Raw genomic sequence first — 18706 nt, forward strand, 5'->3', positions numbered from 1 at the left:
GGTGCATAGCGGGCAAAAGGGAGTGGTGTGAGCCACAGCCGTCCGCGATACGGTGCCGGGAGTTGCGGCGACACGGCCGGGATCGTCACCGTTTCGGCGGTCTGAACGGCCGGGTACTTGCGCGATCGGTCCCGCCCGTGTGGACTACGGCCAATGCTTCGCGCACGCGCGTGGCTGAGTTCATCACCAAGACATGATCAGGAGGCAACCCGTGAGCGCGACCGCGGACCACGCGGAGGAGCGGACCACCCCTGCCGTCAGGCTGGGGTTCCAGCCAGACCAGGTGGTCCAGGAGATCGGCTTCGACGACGACGTCGACCAGGAGCTCCGCGAGTCCATCGAAGAGACCATCGGCAGCGAGCTGATGGACGAGGACTACGACGACGTGGCAGACGCCGTGGTGCTCTGGTTCCGTGAGGATGACGGCGACCTGACGGACGCGCTGGTCGACGCCCTCGGCTACCTCGAAGAGGGTGGCTCGATCCTGCTGCTGACGCCGAAGACCGGCCGCGACGGCTATGTCGAGCCGAGCGACATCGGCGAGGCGGTCACGACCGCCGGCCTCTCGCAGACCAAGAGCGTCAGCGTGGGCAAGGACTGGAACGGCAGCCGGCTGAACACGCCGAAGGGTGCCGCCAAGAAGCGCTGAACTCCGCCGGTGGACGGACCGGTCGCCGGTCCGTCCACCGGCCTGCCGTGATCGCCGCGCGAAGGTCGCCGCATAGGGTGTCCTCACCCCAACAGCCCCTTACGAAGGGATGCAGCGATGGCGATCCAGGTCGGCGACAAGGCGCCCGACTTCGAGCTCAAGGACAACCACGGCCGGGCCGTGAAGCTGTCCGACTTCCGCGGCGAGAAGAACGTGGTGCTGCTCTTCTACCCGTTCGCCTTCACCGGTGTGTGCACCGGTGAGCTGTGCGAGCTGCGCGACAACCTGCCGAGGTTCGAGGACCGCGACACCCAGCTGCTCGCCGTCTCCAACGACTCCATCCACACCCTGCGCGTCTTCGCCGAGCAGGAGGGCCTGGAGTACCCGCTGCTGAGCGACTTCTGGCCGCACGGCGAGACCTCGCGCGCCTACGGCGTCTTCGACGAGGGCAAGGGCTGCGCCGTCCGAGGCACCTTCGTCATCGACAAGGAGGGCGTCGTGCGCTGGACCGTGGTCAACGGTCTGCCGGACGCCCGCGACCTCGACGAGTACGTCACGGCGCTCGACGCGCTCTGAACCGCCCGGCCCGTTCGGCCCCGGGCGAACCCCTAGGGGTCGGGACGGCCGACACCCGGTAATTCTTCGGGGTCCAGGGCCTGCGAGGCGCGGGAACCCGTCACTAGGATCGAGACGTTGATCCGGTATCCGACGCACGACGGGGGCTCCCCGCCCCTGACACGACATGGGAGGACTCGTGGGAGTCAGCCTCAGCAAGGGCGGCAACGTATCGCTGACGAAGGAGGCCCCCGGCCTGACCGCGGTCCTCGTCGGTCTCGGGTGGGACGTCCGGACCACCACCGGCACCGACTTCGACCTGGACGCCAGCGCGCTGCTGCTGGACACGGCGGGCAAGGTCGCCAGCGACCAGAACTTCGTCTTCTTCAACAACCTCAAGAGCCCCGACGGCTCGGTCGAGCACACCGGCGACAACCTCACCGGTGAGGGCGAGGGCGACGACGAGGTGATCAAGGTCAACCTGGCCGGTGTCCCGGCCGAGGTCGACAAGATCGTCTTCCCGGTGTCGATCTACGACGCCGACAACCGCCAGCAGTCCTTCGGCCAGGTCCGCAACGCGTTCATCCGCGTGGTCAACCAGGCCGGCGGTGCCGAGATCGCCCGTTACGACCTGTCCGAGGACGCCTCGACCGAGACCGCGATGGTCTTCGGCGAGCTGTACCGCAACGGCGCCGAGTGGAAGTTCCGCGCCATCGGCCAGGGCTACGCCTCGGGCCTGCGCGGCATCGCCCAGGACTTCGGCGTCAACGTCTGAGCCAGGCGAACGCCCGTGGGCGTTCGAAAGTCCGCTCTGTCCGGCGCCGCACCGTTTACGGTCGGCGCCGGACGCGCAGGACAACCGGAGAAACACCGCTAGGGGAGGACCATCACCATGGGCGTCACGCTCGCCAAGGGAGGCAATGTCTCCCTCTCCAAGGCCGCACCGAACCTCACCAACGTCATGATCGGACTCGGCTGGGACGCCCGCTCCACCACCGGCGCCCCCTTCGACCTGGACGCCAGCGCGCTGCTGTGCGACGCGGGGAACCGGGTCCTCGGCGACGAGTGGTTCGTCTTCTACAACCAGCTCAAGAGCCCCGACGGCTCGGTCGAGCACACCGGCGACAACCTCACCGGTGAGGGCGAGGGCGACGACGAATCGATTCTGGTCGACCTGCCGAAGGTGCCGGCCAACGTCGAGAAGATCATCTTCCCGGTCTCGATCCACATGGCCGACGAGCGCGGCCAGACCTTCGGCCAGGTCTCCAACGCGTTCATCCGCGTGGTCAACCAGGCCGACAACCAGGAACTCGCCCGCTACGACCTCAGCGAGGACGCCTCCACCGAGACCGCCATGATCTTCGGCGAGCTCTACCGCTACCAGGGCGAGTGGAAGTTCCGGGCCGTCGGCCAGGGCTACGCCTCCGGCCTGCGCGGCATCGCCCTCGACTTCGGCGTGAACGTCTCCTAGCACCTTCTCCGTCCGGATGTGGGGCCCGACACCCCCGTAGGACACCGGTGCCCTCTAGACTGCGTGGTCAACAGTAGGTAAAGCCGAGTACGGCGCGAGCGAGACCCGTACACACAAGATTGGGTAGCCAGTGCTTCTGAAAACCTTCGGCTGGTCGTTCGCGATCACCGCGCTCGGCCTGGTCGCCGCGGTCTTCTACGGGGGGTGGGAGGCCTTCGGCATCGTCGCGATCCTCGCCGTCCTGGAAATCTCCCTGTCGTTCGACAACGCGGTCGTCAACGCCGGAATCCTGAAGAAGATGAACGCCTTCTGGCAGAAGATCTTCCTCACCATCGGCGTGCTCATCGCGGTCTTCGGCATGCGGCTGGTCTTCCCGGTCGTGATCGTCGCGGTCACCGCCAAGATGGGCCCCATCGAGGCCGTCGACCTCGCGCTCAACAACAAGGACCGCTACCAGGAACTGGTCACCGACGCCCACCCGGCGATCGCCGCCTTCGGTGGCATGTTCCTGCTGATGATCTTCCTGGACTTCATCTTCGAGGACCGCGACATCCAGTGGCTGCGCTGGATCGAGCGCCCGCTGGCCAAGCTCGGCAAGGTCGACATGCTGGCGGTCTGCATCGCCCTGATCGTCCTGCTCATCACCGCCTTCACCTTCGCCACCCACGCCCACCAGCACGGCGGCGGCCACACCGACAAGGCACAGACGGTCCTGATCGCCGGTATCGCCGGCCTGATCACCTACATGATCGTCGGCGGTCTCTCCGGGTTCTTCGAGGACCGGCTGGAGGCCGAGGAAGAACGCGAGCACGAGGAAGAGGAGGAGGCCGAACGCACCGGGAAGAAGAAGTCGCCGGTGGTGCTGGCCGGCCAGGCCGCGTTCTTCATGTTCCTCTACCTCGAGGTCCTGGACGCGTCCTTCTCCTTCGACGGCGTCATCGGCGCGTTCGCCATCACCAACGACATCGTCCTGATGGCCCTCGGCCTGGGCATCGGCGCCATGTACGTCCGCTCCCTCACGGTCTACCTGGTCCGCCAGGGCACCCTGGACGACTACGTCTACCTGGAGCACGGCGCCCACTACGCCATCGGCGCCCTGGCCGTCATCCTGATGGTCACCATCCAGTACCAGATCAACGAGGTCATCACCGGCCTCGTCGGCGTCGTCCTGATCGGCTGGTCCTTCTGGTCCTCCGTACGCCGCAACCAGCGGCTGGCGGCCGCCGAGGGAAAAGCGGGGGCGGACGAGAAGGCTGAGGTCTCGTCCGGCGTCTGACAGGCCGAAAAGGAGGGTGTGACACCCTTCTGGACGAGGAACGCTCTGATGGGGGCGGCCGACCGGGTCGGCCGCCCCCGGGCGTCGGCGGGAGTCTCTGGGGGCGGGAATGGGTTTCTTCGACGGACTGCTGGGCGGCAGGGCGGCCGAGTTCGACTCGGGCAGCGCCGCGTCCAACTCCATCGAGCTCACCAAACGGCATCAGCAGGTGTCCCTCACGAAGCAGGGCGCGGCCACCGGCAACCTGCGGGTCAACCTGAGCTGGCGGATGCGGACGTCCGACTTCGACAGCGAACAGAAGACGAGTCTGTTCCGGCACCCCTTCAAGGCGCTCAGGCCGCCGGAGGTGATCGGGCACGGGCAGAGCATGGTCAACGTCGACCTCGACCTCGGGGCGCTGTACGAGCTGGCCGACGGGTCCAAGGGGGTCGTGCAGCCGCTCGGCGGCCTGCTCGGGGACGTGAACGCGCCGCCGTACGTCAAGCTCAGCGGTGACGACCGGTTCGGGTCCGCGTCCGGCGAGACGATGTACGTCAACCTTGATCACCGGGACGACATCAAGCGGCTGCTGGTGTTCGTGTACATCTACGACCAGACGCCGGCGTTCGACCGGACCCACGCGATCGTCACGCTGTACCCGAGCAACGGGCCGCGGATCGAGATAGGCCTCGACGAGCGGCATCCGCAGGCGCGGTCCTGTGCGGTGGTGATGATCGAGAACGTGAAGGGGGAGCTGGTCGTCCGGCGCGAGGTGAAGTTCGTGTACGGGTTCCAGGGGGAGCTGGACCGGTTGTACGGGTGGGGGTTGCAGTGGGGGCGGGGGTACAAGGCGAAGGCGGAGCGTTAGATCGCCTGTCGGGGTGGGTTCGATGGTGAGTGCGCGACTGCGGGCCGTGTGTGGCTGGTCGCGCCCACGCGGCGGAGCCGCATATTGATACAGCCTCGCGCCCCTAAAAGCAGGTCGGCATCCCTAGCGGCCGATGAATTGTGGCCCTTGCGGAGGCAGCCGGAAGTCCGTGTTGGGGACCGTTGCCGCCGGGATGGGGGCCGGCGGGGGGTAGCCGTAGCCCGACTGGGGCTGTTGCTGGGTGTAGGCGGGCTGGGGGTAGCCGTAGGCCGGGGGCTGGGCCGGTGAGGCGGGCTGGGGGTAGCCGTAGGCCGGCTGGGCCGGGACCGTGGTCGGCTGCTCGGGGGGCAGCGGCATGGAGGCCGGCGGCTCCTCCAGCGACTCCGACTCGTCCACGGAGATGCCGAAGTCCGTGGCCAGGCCCTTGAGGCCGTTGCTGTAGCCCTCGCCCAGCGCGCGGAACTTCCAGCCCTCGCCCCTGCGGTACAGCTCGCCGCAGATCAGGGCCGTCTCGGCGCCGGTCTCCGGCTTGATGTCGAAATGCGCCAGCGGTTCGGCGTCCGGGGCGGTGGCGTCGTACAGCAGGATGCGCAGGGCGGGTACGTGTTCGAACGGGATGCCGTCCGCCGATGCGACCAGGAGGATTCGGCCGACAGTGGGCTCGACACCGGGCAGATCTGTCTGGATCGTGTCGGTGAGGCCCTCGGCCACCCGCTTCTTGCCGAGCCGCCAGACCTTCCCGGAGGGGTGCCGGGGCTGGTTGTAGAAGACGAAGTCCTCGTCGGAGCGCACACGACCGTCGGGGCCGAGGAGCAGCGCCGAGGCGTCGACGTCCGGAACTCCCTGCCCGGGTGTCCAGCGCAGCACGGCCCGGACCGTGCCCGCGTCCACCGGGACGTTCGAGCCCTTCAACATCGCGTGCGTCATGCGGTCATCCTGCCCTCTCGGTCCTGGTCACGACAACGCGGGGGGCCTCGCGACCGACACAGGCGGGTTACCTGAAATTCATGCCCTGCGGGAACCCCCGACATGGCTTTGTACGTACTATTACCGGCCACCCTTTACCCATTTCACAGGCAAGGCCCACGCCACGGGGGAGTTCTATGCGTCATTTCGGGCACATCGCACCAGAGGTGCGCCAGCGCCTCTTCCACCAGGAGCCGTGCGGGTTCACCGCCGACTCCCCGGCCCGGCTGCTCTCCGCGGCCCTGGGCGCCACCCTGTACAGCCCGGCCACCCGGCCGCGGCTCGCCGACGACATCGTCAAACAGGCGGGGCTCGGCGTGGTCTCGATGGTGCTGTGCCTGGAGGACTCCATCGGCGACGAGGACGTGCCGGCGGGCGAGGAGAACCTGGTCCGGCAGTTCGCCGACCTGGCCGAGCGTGAGCGCGCGGGCGTGGAGCTGCCGCTGCTCTTCATCCGGGTGCGCGAGCCCGAGCAGATCCCCGATCTCGTACGACGGCTCGGCGGGAGCGTGTCGCTGCTGTCCGGATTCGTGTTCCCGAAGTTCACCGAGGAGCGCGGCATCCCCTTCCTGCAGGCCCTGGACGGCGCCTCGACGCGCAGCGGGCGCCGGCTCTTCGGGATGCCCGTCCTGGAGACGCCCGAGCTGATGTACCGGGAGACGCGGGTGGACGCCCTGGAGGGCATCGCCCGCGCCGTCGACAAGTACCGCGACAAGGTGCTCGCGCTGCGGCTCGGCGTCACCGACTTCTGCTCCTCCTACGGGCTGCGGCGGGCGCCCGACATGACCGCCTACGACGTCCAGATCATCGCCTCCGTCATCGCCGACGTGGTGAACATGCTGGGGCGGGCCGACGGCACCGGGTTCACGGTGACCGGGCCGGTCTGGGAGTACTTCCGGGTGCCCGAGCGCATGTTCAAGCCGATGCTGCGGCAGAGCCCCTTCCTGGCGGAGCAGGCCGTGGAACTGCGCGAGCGGCTCATCGAGCACGCGATGGACGGCCTGCTGAGAGAGATCTCCCTCGACCAGGCCAACGGCCTGCTCGGCAAGACCTGCATCCACCCGTCCCATGTCATCCCCGTGCACGCGCTGTCCGTGGTCAGTCACGAGGAGTTCTCCGACGCCCAGGACATCCTGCGGCCGGAACGGGGCGGCGGGGGTGTACTTCGCTCGGCGTACACGAACAAGATGAACGAGGTGAAGCCGCACCGCGCCTGGGCCGAGCGGACCATGCTCCGTGCCGAGGTGTTCGGCGTCGCCAACGAGGACGTCGGCTTCGTGGAGCTGCTCGCCGCCGGAATACCCGGGTGACGGGTTCTAGGGGACGACACAAGGAACGCATGAACATCGCAGCGAACAACGGGGACTGGTCCGGCAGCTGGGTCGCCGAACGGCTCGGCGTCGAACTCGTGGGCGACGACGGCCTGACGGCCCTCCTCGGCCTCGCCCTGCGCCGCAACCCGAAGCGGGCCCACCTGCTGGTCTCCAACGTCCTCGGCAAGCACGTCCCGCAGTCGCCTTCGGTGGTGTACGGGCATGGCTTCGCCCTCGGCCGTCGGGTGCGGGACCTGCTCGGTGAGGGGGAGGCGGCGCGGGCGGTGGTCGTCGGTTACGCCGAGACGGCGACCGGCCTCGGCCACTCCGTCGCCGACGGCATCGGCCTCGCCCCCTACCTCCACTCCACGCGCCGCCCGGTGCCGGGGGTGACCCCGGCGGGCGGCTTCGAGGAGTCCCACTCCCACGCCACCTCGCACCTGCTCCTGCCGGAGGACCCCGCCCTGCTGTCCGGTGAGGGCCCGCTGGTCCTGGTCGACGACGAGTTCTCGACGGGCAACACGGTCCTGAACACGATCAGGGACCTCCATGCCCGTTACCCGCGGAAACGTTACGTCGTGGTGGCTCTGGTCGATATGCGCTCGCCTGCCGACGCGGGGCGCCTGACGGCGTTCGCCGAGGAGATCAACGCGCGGGTGGACCTGGTGGCGGCGGCCTCGGGGACCGTGAAGCTGCCCGAGGGCGTCCTGGAAAAGGGCCAGGAACTGGTGGCGCGGTACGAAGAGAGTGCCGCGGCAGGTGGTCCGTCGGGTGCGGCGCCGTCGGGGCCGGTCGCGCAGTTCCCCGCGCCCCTTGAGGGCGTTGCGCCCAACCCCCCAGGGGCGCGGGGCTGTGTTGAATCTGCGGCTACCGCCGCGTGGGCGCGACCAGCCCCCACCCACCCGCACCCGACCGACCACCGCACGGCCACCCCCCACCTCACCCGCGTCGACCTGCACTGGCCCCCCGGCCTCCCCGACGGCGGACGGCACGGCTTCACCCCCGCCCACCGCGCACGCCTGGAGTCGGCCCTCCCCCTCATGGCCGCGAGGCTCGCCGAAGCCCTGCCCCCCGACGCCCGCCGCGTGCTCACGCTCGGCTTCGAGGAGCTGATGTACGCCCCCCTCAGGATCGCCCGTGAGCTGGAGGCGCTGGTGCCCGCGGAGGTGCGGTACTCCACCACCACCCGCTCGCCCGTGCTGGCCGTCGACGACCCCGGCTACGCCATCCGCAGCCGCCTGGTCTTCCCGGCCCACGACAACCCCGCCGACGGCCCCGGCGACCGCTACGCGTACAACGTGGCGGGCGCCGGCTTCGACGCCGTCGTCCTGTTCGTCGACTCGGCCGGCGACACCCCCGAACTGCACGCGCCCGACGGCCTGCCGGCCCGGCTCGGCGCGCATGCCCCGCACGTCCTGCTCGCGGTTGTACCGTCGTACGTCCCCGCGCTGACCGAAGAGAGCCCCGCCATGCTGCCCGAGCCCCTTCGCGGCCCCGCCTTCTCCTCGTACCCGGCGGAGGACGTCGGCTGGCTGCTCCAGGACCTCTCGGACGTGACGCTGGAGGCGCCGACCGAGGAGCGCGAGGAGGCGATCCAGAGCGGCGGCGCGCACTACGCGGAGTCGCTGCCGGTGGAGTACCAGCCGAGCGAGCAGTACCAGGCGCTCTTCCACGCGGCCCTGGAGACCTCGGCCGCCCGGATCGCGCAGGCCGTCGGCGTCGTCACCGAGACCGTGCTGGCCGAGCGGTCGCCGCGGCCGGTGCTGGTGTCGCTGGCCCGCGCCGGGACCCCGGTGGGCGTGCTGATGCGCCGCTGGGCGCAGTTCCGGTACGGCCTCGACCTGCCGCACTACGCGGTGTCGATCGTGCGCGGCCGGGGCATCGACGCCAACGCGCTGCGCTGGCTGGCCGCGCACCACGACCCGCGGGACGTGGTCTTCGTGGACGGCTGGACCGGCAAGGGCGCCATCACCCGGGAACTCGCCGACGCGATCGAGGAGTTCGAGGAGCGGGAAGGGGTGAGCGGCTTCGATCCGGAGATCGCGGTGCTCGCCGACCCGGGGTCCTGCGTGCGGACGTACGGCACCCGGGAGGACTTCCTGATCCCCTCCGCCTGCCTCAACTCGACCGTCTCCGGGCTGATCTCGCGGACCGTGCTGCGGGCCGACCTGGTGGGGCCGAACGACTTCCACGGCGCGAAGTTCTACCGCGAGCTGGCCGGCGCCGATGTGTCGGTGGCCTTCCTGGACGCGGTCGTGGCGCGGTTCGGTGAGGTCGTGGAGGCGGTGGACGGCGCCGTGAAGGAGCTGGCCGTGGCCGACCGCACACCGAGCTGGGAGGGCTGGGCGGCCGTCGAGCGGATCAGCGAGGAGTACGGCATCCACGACGTGAATCTCGTGAAGCCGGGCGTGGGGGAGACCACGCGGGTGCTGCTGCGCCGGGTGCCCTGGAAGATCCTGGCGCGGGCCGGGGCGGGCGCCGACCTCGACCACGTACGGCTGCTCGCGGAGCAGAGAGGGGTACCGGTGGAGGAGGTCGGCGAGCTGCCGTACACCTGTGTCGGGCTGATCCACCCGAAGTACACGCGCGGGGCGACCGGCGCCGACGGCAAGGCGGTGAACCTCTGATGGCGGTGCTCGTCGCGAGCGACCTGGACCGTACTCTCATCTACTCGGCGGGCGCGCTGGCGCTGACCATGCCGGACGCGCGGGCGCCCCGGCTGCTCTGCGTGGAGGTGCACGAGGCCAGGCCGCTGTCGTACCTGACGGAGACGGCCGCGCAACTGCTGACCGAGCTGGGGGACGCGGCGGTCTTCGTGCCGACCACCACGCGGACCCGCAAGCAGTACCAGCGGATCAATCTGCCGGGGCCCGCCCCGAAGTACGCCATCTGCGCCAACGGCGGGCATCTGCTGGTGGACGGGGTGTCCGACCCGGACTGGCACGGGCAGGTGCTGGCGCGGCTGGCCGACGAGTGCGCGCCGCTGGACGAGGTGCGGGCGTATCTGACGGAGCACGCCGACCCGGTGTGGCTGCGCAAGCACCGGGTCGCCGAGGATCTCTTCGCCTACCTGGTCGTGGAGCGGGAGCTGCTGCCCGAGGAGTGGGTGAAGAGCCTCGCGGTGTGGGCCGAGAACCGTGGCTGGACGGTGTCGCTCCAGGGCCGGAAGATCTACGCCGTACCGAAGCCGCTGACCAAGAGCGCGGCGATGCGGGAGCTGGCGCGCAGGACCGGGGCCGGGCTGACGCTGGCCGCGGGGGACTCCCTGCTGGACGCGGACCTGCTGCTGGCCGCGGACCGCGGATGGCGGCCGGGGCACGGGGAGTTGGCCGACGCCGGGTGGGCCGGGCCGGCCATTACCGCGCTGCCGGAGCGGGGAGTCCTTGCCGGAGAGCGAATCCTGCGGGAATTCCTGAAGGCGGTCCGTACGGCGGGCTAGCCGCAGCAACCGCCGCCGCAGCAGCCCCCGCCGGAACCGGCGGGGGCTGCTGCGGCGGTCCCTCCGACGGCCACCGCCGACAAGAGCTTTACGGTGTCTTCATGCCCGTCAGGGCATGCTGCGGGGGCCGACGACTCGGCCATCGGGCGGGAGAGTTCGAAGGTGTCGCCGCAGGTGCGGCAGCGGTACTCGTAGCGGGGCATGGGAACAGGCTAACGCCGGTGATGCGGGAGTGACGGGCATCACTTCACCTCAGAATTTCATGAGTGTTCCTTTCTGTCCGATACTTGTGCGGAGATTTTGAAAAGATCGCTGATAATTTGAGCTGGCCGCGAGGAGCCAAAAGACCGGGGGAAGAGGGGGCTCATAGCGCCGCGCCTGCCGCGGCCCTGTCCACCCGACCTGTCTAACCGCGCGCGCAAGACCGAGTGCGAGGGGAGACGCAGTCGTGACGGACGCAACGGAGCGGACGGGCGACCCGGAGGACGGCCATGACCAGGCCGGCTCCAGGAAGAAGAAGCCGTTCGAGCCGGACGCGACGCTGCACCTGAAGGTCGACGGCCTGCGTGCGGAGCATGCTCTGTGGCAGAAGGGCGACGACGCTCAGCGTGCGCAGGAGGTCGCACGGCAGAAGGCGGAGGCTCTGTGGAACGAGCTGCACGCCCAGCGGGCCGAGAAGGCCGATGCCGCGAAGGCCGACGCCGTGAAGGCGGGGGCGAGCAAGGGTGCGCCGCGCGGGAAGTCGGATCCGCCGACCCATGACGAGACCCTGCATCTGAACGTGGCCGCCCTGCGGGCGGACGTCACGATGCAGATCCGGGTGCCCGAACAGCGGCAGCCCGAGGAGGAGTCGGCGGCCTCCGGCGGCCGTGCCGAGCGGCGCCGCAGCGCCCGCCTCTCGCCCCGGGAGCGGGTGCTGGCGGCGGGGGCGGGGATCCGGGCTCTCGTGGGGCCCCGACTCGCGCCCCTGGCGCCGTACGCGCGCAAGCTGCGCCCGCTCTACCCGCGGCCCGGCCGGGCCGGCTGGCGGCGCTGGGTGCCGTCCTGGCGGCAGTGGGTGGGAGGGTTCTTCGGGAGCATCGGCCTGACCGGGCTGTTCCTCGTCGTCGCCTACGCGACCACGGACATACCGTCCAACCTCAACACGTACGCCACCCAGCAGGACAACGTCTACTTCTGGTCCGACGGGACGCCGATGGCCCGGACCGGCTGGGTGCAGCGGCAGGACATGCCGCTCAAGGACATACCCGTGGACGTGCGCTGGGCGGTGCTCGCGGCCGAGAACGAGAGCTTCTACTCCGACCCCGGCATCTCGGTCAAAGGCATAGCCCGGGCCCTGTATCGCACGGTCGGCCAGGGGGACACCGAGGGTGGTTCCACCATTACCCAGCAATACGTGAAGAACGTATATCTCACGCAGAATCAGACCGTAAGCCGTAAATTCACCGAAGCGATGATCTCCCTCAAGCTCGACAACAAGATGAGCAAGGACCAGATCCTGGAGGGGTATCTCAACACCAGCTGGTTCGGCCGGGGGACCTACGGCATCCAGCGCGCCGCCCAGGCCTACTACGGCAAGGACGTCGGCCAGCTGAACGCCAGCGAGGCCGCCATGCTCGCCTCGTTGCTCAAGGGGGCCGGGCTCTACGACCCGACGCTCAGCAAGGCCAACCACCAGCGGGCGGTGGAACGCTGGTCCTGGATCCTGGACCGGATGGTGAAGATCGGCAAACTGTCGGCGACCGAGCGGGCAAAGTACACGAAGTTCCCCGAGCCGATCGAGACCAACAAGGCCTACGACACCGGAAGCCAGAGCGACTACCTGGTCGAACTCGCCCAGCAGTACGCCAAGAAGTCCGCCCACATCTCGGACAAACAGTTCGACCTCGGCGGCTACCAGATCTACACGACCTTCGACCGCAAGAAGGAGGACACGCTCACCAAGGCCGTCACCAAGGCGCGCAAGGCGGCCAAGGAGAGCGACTCCAAGCTGGCCGCGGCCGCCCACTACGGCGCCGCCTCGGTCTCGGACGACGGACGGATCGTCGCCGTGTACGGCGGACCCGACCACCGTAAACAGGGCTACAACGAGTCCAACTCCACCACCGTCCCGGCCGGCACCTCCTTCCTGCCCTTCGTCTACGCCGCCGGCCTCCAGAACGGCGTCCACAAGGAACGCGGCGGATCCGCCACCGAGGTCACCCCCGAGACGCTCTACGACGGCGACGACAAGGTCCCGGTCACCACCCCGGACGGGCCGTACTGGGACCGCAGCGGCAAGAAGGTCTTCGCGAACAACGACAACGGCACGTCCTACGGGCAGATCAGCCTGGGCAAGGCCCTCGCGCAGTCCGTGAACACCCCCTTCATGCAACTCGGCATGGACACCGGGCTCGACAAGGTGCGCTCCACCGCGGTCGCCTCCGGGCTGCTCTCCGACAGCATCGGAGCCCAGGTGCCCGCCCTCTCCATGGGCAGCTCCACACCCAGCGCGATCCGCATGGCGGGCGGCTACGCCACGTTCGCGGCCGGCGGCACCCACACCGAGCCGTACTCCGTCTCCAAGATCACCCGCAATGGCCACCGGGTCGCCCTGGACACCCCGCAGCCGACCCGCGCGGTCCGCGACGACGTGGCCGAGGACGTCGAGCAGGCCCTCACCGAATCGTTCCGGCTGGCCCATCCGACCACCGCGCTCACCGGCACGGCGGCCGGAAAGGCGGGTAACACCCTTGCCACCAGTGACAAGGACACCGCCTCCTGGTACACCGGCACGGTCTCCAAGGTGACGACGTCGGTCGTCGTCTACCGCATCGACCTGAACAAGTCCCTGGAGCCGCTCCCGCTCAAGGGACTGGCCGGAACCGGCACCGACAACGTCCCGTACACGGTCTGGGCACAGGCCATGGGCCTTGACTGACCACCAAGGCCCCGACGCTCCCCACGCCACCCACCCGCAGAATGAGCCGCGCATGAAGCCCCGCACGAAGTCGACAACCGGCGGCCGCCGCCGCAAGGCGCCCGCCCGCGACCGCCGTCCAGCCCGCCCGGAGTTCCTGACCCTGGCCGCCTTCCTGGTCGTCGCCTCCCTCGTCGCGGGCTACCTGGTGCTGACCAAGCAGGACGACACCGCCCCCACCGCCTCCGGCACCAGGAAGGCCAGCCCCTCGGCGTCGGCCTCGCCCAAGTGGGACGGCAAGACCAAGATCCTCGGCGACGGCTCCACCTCCTACACCGGGCCGCAGAAGGACCAGCTGAAGCCCGTGAAGCTCAAGCCGGGTGAGAAGCCGCCCCAGTTCGTGGTCTTCTCCTGGGACGGCGCGCTCCAGGGCGACGACGAACTCTTCTCGCACTACCGGGAGATGGCCAAGGAGTACAACGCCCACATGACCTTCTTCCTCACCGGCATCTACCTGCTGCCCAAGAGCAAGAAGGACCTCTACACCGGGCCGATGCACCAGCCCGGCGACGCCGCCATCGACTACGCCACCGACGCGCACATACGCACCACCCTGGAGCAGCTCCGCGAGGCGTACGACCAGGGCAACGAGATCGGCACCCACTTCAACGGCCACTTCTGCGAGGCCAAGGGCGGCGGCGAGTGGAGCGTCGCGCAGTGGAAGAGCGAGATCGACCAGTTCTACAAGTTCGTCGAGAACTGGAAGACCAACACCGGCTTCAAGGACATCCCCGCCCTGCCCTTCGACTTCAAGCAGGAGGTCGTCGGCGGCCGCGCCCCCTGCCTGGAGGGCCAGCCCAACCTGCTCAAGGCCCTCCAGAAGTACGGCTACAACTGGAAGTACGACGCCAGCTCCCCCGGCGACCTCCAGATATGGCCCTCCAAGAAGGACGGCCTCTGGAACTTCCCGCTGCAGATGGTGCCGTACGGCGACAAGATCCAGTCACTCTCGATGGACTTCAACTTCCTCTACAACCAGTCCAACGGCGAGACCGACGGCGACCCCTCCCAGTACGCCACCTGGGAACAGCAGACCGTCGACGCCTACATGAACGGCTTCAACCGGGTCTACTACGGCAGCCGCGCCCCGCTGTTCATCGGCAACCACTTCGAGAACTGGAACGGCGGCATCTACATGAAGGCCATCGACCAGGTCGTCCCGAAGATATGCACCAAGAAGGGCGTCAAGTGCGTGTCCTTCAAGGAGCTCTCCGACTGGCTCGACGCCCAGGACCCGGAGACCCTGGCCCGGCTGCGTTCCCTGGACCCGGCACAGGCCCCGGCGGACTGGTCCTCGATCGTCAAGTGAGGCGCGCGGAGGGCTGATTCCAGTTCTGCAACCCCCTTCACAGGAGTCACACACGTCGTGCGAAGATGCCGTCGCCCGGTAGGTGTACCGGCGTAGAGGGGAACACCATTGAAATCCAGAAAACTGAGCCGTAAGCGGAGCCGTACGGCCATAGTCACGGCGGCGGCTGCCTCGGTCGTCGCCGGCGTCGCCCTCGTGCCCAACTGGAGTGCGGGCGCGGCCGTCGTCGACGACCCGACCGTGGACGCCGCGACCAAGGCGACCTTCCAGAAGCTGGCCGACGCGGTCTTCACCGACCGCACCCAGGCCCTGGTCCAGGGGGCTTCGAAGAAGCAGCAGACGTCCCGCTTCTCCGGCGACGTCCGGCTCTCCAGCACCCAGTCGCGCGACGAGGACTCCGCGCTGACCCAGCTGCGCGGCCGCCAGAGCCGCATCGCCAAGGCCGGCGAGACGTACAGCACCGCCAGCACCAAGGTCACGCTCGACGCGACCCGGGTCACCGGCCGCACCGCCAAGGCCGACGTCACCGAGACCACGACGCTGACCTACGCGAAGGCCACCGGCAGCGAGCCGAAGACCACCGGCTTCCAGGCCCACCACGAGCTGACCTTCAAGGCCGACCAGCGGGGCACCTGGCAGCTGACCACCATCAAGGACACGGACGACGGCGGCCTCGCCGTCAACACCCTGTCCAAGCCCGCGGTCAAGGCGCCCGCCACCGGCGACGACGGCAACACCACGCCGGACGCCCCGCGCGCCGCCACCACCCGCAACCCGGTGGCCGTACCGAAGACGCTGACCGGCGGCACGTACGACTACAAGGCGATGGCCACCTACGCCGAGAAGTACTGGAACAACTACAACACGGACTACCCGGACTTCAACGGCCACGGAGCGGGCGGCGACTGCACCAACTTCGTCAGCCAGTCCCTGAAGGCCGGCGGCTGGAAGCACGTCCCGGGCTACGTCTACGACTACACCAAGTGGTTCGGCAACGCCGACATCCAGTCGGACTCGTTCGTGGGCGTCAACGAGTGGTCCTGGTTCGCCCAGAACTCCAAGCGGACCACCCCGCTCGCCAACGTCTACCAGGCCGAGGTCGGCGACGTCATCCAGGTCGACTTCGACCGGGACGGCTCGAAGGACCACACGATGATCGTGACGTACAAGAGCAACGGCGTCCCGTACGTCACGTACCACTCGAACAACACCTACCGCAGGTCGCTGGCGAGCCTCATCGCGTCGTACCCGAACGCGTACTACTACGCCTACCGCACCTGATCACCGGTGATCTCGGCCCGCTGCTCCGCCTCGGGGTGGCGGGCCCGCCAGTACGGGTTGTCGTGCGGCAGGTTCGTACTGACCCTGCCGTACATCCCGAACACCATCAGCACCAGCCCCACCACAAAGCTGAACAGCACGTTCTGGATCCTGAACGCCAGGAAGTTCGAGTCCGTGCCGAGCAGGCCCAGGAACAGGAAGCCGTTCAGGATGAACAGCACCCCCAGGACCATGTTCAGCGTCGACGCGAAGTTCCCGCCGATCACCATCCCGACGAACAGCAGCAGCCCGACACAGATCGACAGCACGCTCAGCGAACCGTTGGTGTTCAGGCCGATCGCGGTGTTCCCGCCCGTGTCGAAGAAACCGATGTTGTCGGTGAGCCCGAGGATCCCGAAGGCCAGCAGGAACAGGCCCATCAGGCCCGCCCCGATCCGGTAGACCAGGTTCAGGCGGTGATCGACGGGCAACGCCTCGTCGAAATCGATCTTCCGCCGCCGCGTCCCCGGGTGCGTCACGTGTGAGGCCATGTCCGCCTCCTGCTGTCGAGTGCGGGTCGCCTACCCAATATCCGCCCGCGCCGACCGCTCGGCAACGGCTCACGGATGCCCGGTGCCCCGGTCCTCCCGGATCTGCCCGACCACCCGCGCCACGTTCTGCCGCACCGCTTCCGTCTCGGTCAGGAAATGCCAGTAGTCGGGATGCCGCCCCTCCAGCGTCCCGACCACCCGGTCCAGCCGCGCCACCGCGTCGTCCAGCGGCCGCGCGTGCCGCGGATCGGGACTGGTCCGCCCGGCCATCGCCAGCCGCTGCGCGTCCCGGATCGCGAACCGGGTCCGGTCGATCTCCGCCTGCGGATCCTTCTGTACGGCGTTCAGCCGCCCCAGCCGGTCGCCGGCCGCGGACACCGCCTCGTCCGTACTGTTGAGCAGCGCCCGCACGGTGGACAGCAGCGACGTAGCGTCCGCCCACTTCTGCGCGTCCCGCGCGGCCTGCGCCTCCGTCAGCTTCAGCTCGGCCTGCCGGACGTTCTCCACGGCCTGCCGGGGCACCTGCTGCAGATCCTGCCAGCAGGCAGCCGAGAACCGCCGCCGCAGCTCGCTCAGCACCGGATCGACCTGCCCGGCGCGGGTCGTCAGCGCCTGCGCCCGGGTCCGCAGACTCACCAGCCGGTGATCGATCTCCGCGGCCCGCTCCGGCAGCCGCTCGGCCTCGACCCGGATCGCCTCGGCCTCCCGCTGCACCCGCCCGGCCCGCTCCAGCGTCGCCTGCACACCGTGCTGCCCGGCCCCCTGGTTCAGCCTCGTCAGCTCCGGCGACAGCGCCGCCAGCCGGGCCGCCAGGTCGTCGGCCCTGAGCCGGGTCTCCCGCACGGCGTCCAGCGCGTTGCTCGCCGCCAGCAGCGCCTGCCGGGCCCGCTCCACGGCCGGCGCCAGCCGCGCCAGCTGCGTCTCGGCCTTGCCGAGCAGCGGCCCCAGCGACTCCCCGAACCGGTCCAGCTCCCGCTTGACCCCGACCAACTCGTCCTTGGCCCGGTTCAGCTCGCCGCGCGCCCGGGACGCCGTCGACGCCTCCAGGTCGTCCCGGTCCAGGTCATAGGCGTCGATCGCCTGGATGTACCGATTGCTGACCTCGTCGATCCGCTGTCCCAGCGCCCCGAAGTCGGACACGGCACGCCGGGCCGCCGGCGAGTCGTCGACCGCGGAGATGGTCTCTATGGAGATCCGCAGATCCCGCTGGGCGCTGTCCAGCTCGTAGAACGCGGCGGCCGCCGCGTCCTTCGCCGCCTGCGCCTCCACCCGCTGCCCCTCGGCCCGTCCCCCGAACCACCGCCGCGTCCCCCCGCCCGCGAAGGCACCGGGGACCACGAGAACGGCCAGCAACGGCAGGGCGACCAGGGTGAGGGAGTCCCGGAGCAGCCGAGAGCGTGGGGGAGGCGAATACGACTGCCCGGGTGTCGCCGATGTCGCCGTCACTTCCCTCTCCCGTGCCGCGGTGCGCCCAGTGTTCTGGCGGTGATGACATTGTCCCACCCGGGGAAGACGAAGACACGGGCCGGTCAGTTCGCGGTTTGTGAGAACAGAACAGCCCGGATACGCGTTTGCGGGACAGTGCCCCGGGCAATGTAGGCTGTCGACTCGTCCCGGGTGCGTAGCTCAGGGGTAGAGCGGCTGCCTTACAAGCAGCATGTCGGCGGTTCGAAACCGTCCGCGCCCACGTCAGGAAGACGACAAGAAGACCCCGGCCGTCGCGGCCGGGGTCTTCTCGTGTTGTCAGTCCTCCTTGTGCGCGTGCTTGAGGCGGCTTCGGGCGGCCATGCGGTCCGGTGCCGTGACGTCCGCCCAGAAGCGGTGGCCGCTGACGAACACGGCGAGTTCGTGCTCGCGGCGGCGCAGCTTCTCCACCTCTGCCTGCTGGTCGTCGGTCCAGCCCGGGGAGGCGGGGCGCTCCACCTTGCGCCAGCCGCCCTTGTCGCTGAATCCGTCCAGCGGCTCGACCGACCAGGGGAGCCGCTTCAGCAGGGCCGACAACTCGGCCCGGACCTGATGCAGCTCCTCCTGACCGGCGAGGAGGTCACTCGGAAAGTCATAGGTCGCAGCCACGCGGCAATGGTACGCCTGTTCGAATTTGGGTGGCGAGC

17 protein-coding genes and 1 tRNA gene are annotated in these 18706 nt (G+C 69.2%); 13 read left to right on the plus strand and 5 right to left on the minus strand.

The genetic code is table 11. The annotated features are described in order from the left end of the window. Positions 1-211: 211 nt before the first annotated feature. From ACIPSJ_RS04595 to ACIPSJ_RS04620, 6 genes are all read left to right on the plus strand, one after another. A complete protein-coding gene (locus tag ACIPSJ_RS04595) occupies positions 212-649 on the plus strand; it encodes a DUF3052 domain-containing protein (protein ID WP_355710888.1) in 438 nt (145 codons plus the stop codon). Between the two features lie 117 nt (positions 650-766). Continuing rightward, the gene (locus ACIPSJ_RS04600; protein WP_359208319.1) at positions 767-1225 is read left to right on the plus strand and encodes a peroxiredoxin; all 459 of its coding nucleotides are present in this window, start codon (positions 767-769) and stop codon (positions 1223-1225) included. 178 nt (positions 1226-1403) lie between these two features. Continuing rightward, positions 1404-1979: a TerD family protein gene (locus tag ACIPSJ_RS04605; protein ID WP_355710890.1), complete on the plus strand. Its 576-nt coding sequence runs from the start codon at positions 1404-1406 to the stop codon at positions 1977-1979. Between the two features lie 117 nt (positions 1980-2096). Beyond that, the gene (locus tag ACIPSJ_RS04610) at positions 2097-2675 is read left to right on the plus strand and encodes a TerD family protein (RefSeq protein WP_355710891.1); all 579 of its coding nucleotides are present in this window, start codon (positions 2097-2099) and stop codon (positions 2673-2675) included. 130 nt (positions 2676-2805) lie between these two features. After that, positions 2806-3951 (plus strand): DUF475 domain-containing protein, encoded by a 1146-nt coding sequence (locus tag ACIPSJ_RS04615; RefSeq protein WP_359208314.1) that lies wholly within the window; start codon positions 2806-2808, stop codon positions 3949-3951. 109 nt (positions 3952-4060) lie between these two features. Further along, positions 4061-4798 carry a Tellurium resistance gene (locus ACIPSJ_RS04620; protein ID WP_359208311.1) on the plus strand — a complete coding sequence of 246 codons (738 nt, stop codon included), beginning with the start codon at positions 4061-4063 and terminating at the stop codon, positions 4796-4798. A gap of 123 nt (positions 4799-4921) precedes the next feature. On the opposite strand, the gene ACIPSJ_RS04625 is transcribed toward ACIPSJ_RS04620, so the two are convergent. Further along, positions 4922-5725 carry a TerD family protein gene (locus ACIPSJ_RS04625; protein WP_359208308.1) on the minus strand — a complete coding sequence of 268 codons (804 nt, stop codon included), beginning with the start codon at positions 5723-5725 and terminating at the stop codon, positions 4922-4924. 176 nt (positions 5726-5901) lie between these two features. Between ACIPSJ_RS04625 and ACIPSJ_RS04630 the strand changes: the two genes are divergently transcribed. From ACIPSJ_RS04630 to ACIPSJ_RS04640, 3 genes are read left to right on the plus strand one after another with little or no spacing between them, the layout of a single operon-like run. Next, positions 5902-7074 carry an HpcH/HpaI aldolase/citrate lyase family protein gene (locus ACIPSJ_RS04630; protein ID WP_365690299.1) on the plus strand — a complete coding sequence of 391 codons (1173 nt, stop codon included), beginning with the start codon at positions 5902-5904 and terminating at the stop codon, positions 7072-7074. 29 nt (positions 7075-7103) lie between these two features. Continuing rightward, positions 7104-9704 (plus strand): phosphoribosyltransferase, encoded by a 2601-nt coding sequence (locus ACIPSJ_RS04635; protein WP_401343350.1) that lies wholly within the window; start codon positions 7104-7106, stop codon positions 9702-9704. Further along, the gene (locus tag ACIPSJ_RS04640) at positions 9704-10516 is read left to right on the plus strand and encodes an HAD family hydrolase (RefSeq protein ID WP_359208299.1); all 813 of its coding nucleotides are present in this window, start codon (positions 9704-9706) and stop codon (positions 10514-10516) included. Before ACIPSJ_RS04635 ends, ACIPSJ_RS04640 begins: the two co-directional genes overlap by 1 nt. Here the strand turns inward: ACIPSJ_RS04640 and ACIPSJ_RS04645 are convergent. Then, positions 10513-10719 (minus strand): zinc ribbon domain-containing protein, encoded by a 207-nt coding sequence (locus ACIPSJ_RS04645; protein WP_359208296.1) that lies wholly within the window; start codon positions 10717-10719, stop codon positions 10513-10515. The two genes, ACIPSJ_RS04640 and ACIPSJ_RS04645, sit on opposite strands and share 4 nt — an antisense overlap. 605 nt (positions 10720-11324) lie before the next feature. On the opposite strand from ACIPSJ_RS04645, the gene ACIPSJ_RS04650 reads away from it, so the two are divergent. The 3 genes from ACIPSJ_RS04650 (at position 11325) to ACIPSJ_RS04660 (ending at position 16065) form a co-directional block, all read left to right on the plus strand. Further along, positions 11325-13436 (plus strand): transglycosylase domain-containing protein, encoded by a 2112-nt coding sequence (locus ACIPSJ_RS04650; protein WP_401344570.1) that lies wholly within the window; start codon positions 11325-11327, stop codon positions 13434-13436. A 52-nt stretch (positions 13437-13488) separates the two neighbouring features. Further along, the gene (locus tag ACIPSJ_RS04655) at positions 13489-14784 is read left to right on the plus strand and encodes a hypothetical protein (RefSeq protein ID WP_359208293.1); all 1296 of its coding nucleotides are present in this window, start codon (positions 13489-13491) and stop codon (positions 14782-14784) included. A gap of 108 nt (positions 14785-14892) precedes the next feature. Further along, positions 14893-16065, plus strand: coding sequence for an amidase domain-containing protein (locus tag ACIPSJ_RS04660; protein WP_359208290.1), 1173 nt, complete (start codon positions 14893-14895; stop codon positions 16063-16065). Here ACIPSJ_RS04660 and ACIPSJ_RS04665 read toward each other — a convergent pair. After that, a complete protein-coding gene (locus tag ACIPSJ_RS04665; RefSeq protein WP_355710901.1) occupies positions 16053-16595 on the minus strand; it encodes a DUF4383 domain-containing protein in 543 nt (180 codons plus the stop codon). The two genes, ACIPSJ_RS04660 and ACIPSJ_RS04665, sit on opposite strands and share 13 nt — an antisense overlap. Before the next feature lie 69 nt (positions 16596-16664). Beyond that, the gene (locus ACIPSJ_RS04670; RefSeq protein ID WP_401343356.1) at positions 16665-18041 is read right to left on the minus strand and encodes a hypothetical protein; all 1377 of its coding nucleotides are present in this window, start codon (positions 18039-18041) and stop codon (positions 16665-16667) included. A gap of 169 nt (positions 18042-18210) precedes the next feature. Between ACIPSJ_RS04670 and ACIPSJ_RS04675 the strand changes: the two genes are divergently transcribed. Then, a tRNA-Val gene (locus ACIPSJ_RS04675) sits at positions 18211-18282 on the plus strand. Between the two features lie 56 nt (positions 18283-18338). Here the strand turns inward: ACIPSJ_RS04675 and ACIPSJ_RS04680 are convergent. Beyond that, on the minus strand, positions 18339-18668 hold the full coding sequence (locus tag ACIPSJ_RS04680; protein ID WP_359208282.1) for a hypothetical protein: 330 nt from the start codon (positions 18666-18668) through the stop codon (positions 18339-18341). Positions 18669-18706: the final 38 nt, after the last annotated feature.

This window comes from Streptomyces sp. NPDC090088 (genome assembly GCF_044747345.1).
Lineage (GTDB): Bacteria > Actinomycetota > Actinomycetes > Streptomycetales > Streptomycetaceae > Streptomyces.

What these genes read in the sequence shown, in the direction of transcription:
- ACIPSJ_RS04600 (WP_359208319.1), top strand. Translation starts at nt 767, where the DNA reads ATGGCGATCCAGGTCGGCGACAAGGCGCCCGACTTCGAGCTCAAGGAC.
- ACIPSJ_RS04610 (WP_355710891.1), top strand. Translation starts at nt 2,097, where the DNA reads ATGGGCGTCACGCTCGCCAAGGGAGGCAATGTCTCCCTCTCCAAGGCC.
- ACIPSJ_RS04620 (WP_359208311.1), top strand. Translation starts at nt 4,061, where the DNA reads ATGGGTTTCTTCGACGGACTGCTGGGCGGCAGGGCGGCCGAGTTCGAC.
- ACIPSJ_RS04625 (WP_359208308.1), bottom strand. Translation starts at nt 5,725, where the DNA reads ATGACGCACGCGATGTTGAAGGGCTCGAACGTCCCGGTGGACGCGGGC.
- ACIPSJ_RS04630 (WP_365690299.1), top strand. Translation starts at nt 5,902, where the DNA reads ATGCGTCATTTCGGGCACATCGCACCAGAGGTGCGCCAGCGCCTCTTC.
- ACIPSJ_RS04635 (WP_401343350.1), top strand. Translation starts at nt 7,104, where the DNA reads ATGAACATCGCAGCGAACAACGGGGACTGGTCCGGCAGCTGGGTCGCC.
- ACIPSJ_RS04640 (WP_359208299.1), top strand. Translation starts at nt 9,704, where the DNA reads ATGGCGGTGCTCGTCGCGAGCGACCTGGACCGTACTCTCATCTACTCG.
- ACIPSJ_RS04645 (WP_359208296.1), bottom strand. Translation starts at nt 10,719, where the DNA reads ATGCCCCGCTACGAGTACCGCTGCCGCACCTGCGGCGACACCTTCGAA.
- ACIPSJ_RS04650 (WP_401344570.1), top strand. Translation starts at nt 11,325, where the DNA reads ATGCAGATCCGGGTGCCCGAACAGCGGCAGCCCGAGGAGGAGTCGGCG.
- ACIPSJ_RS04655 (WP_359208293.1), top strand. Translation starts at nt 13,489, where the DNA reads ATGAAGCCCCGCACGAAGTCGACAACCGGCGGCCGCCGCCGCAAGGCG.
- ACIPSJ_RS04665 (WP_355710901.1), bottom strand. Translation starts at nt 16,595, where the DNA reads ATGGCCTCACACGTGACGCACCCGGGGACGCGGCGGCGGAAGATCGAT.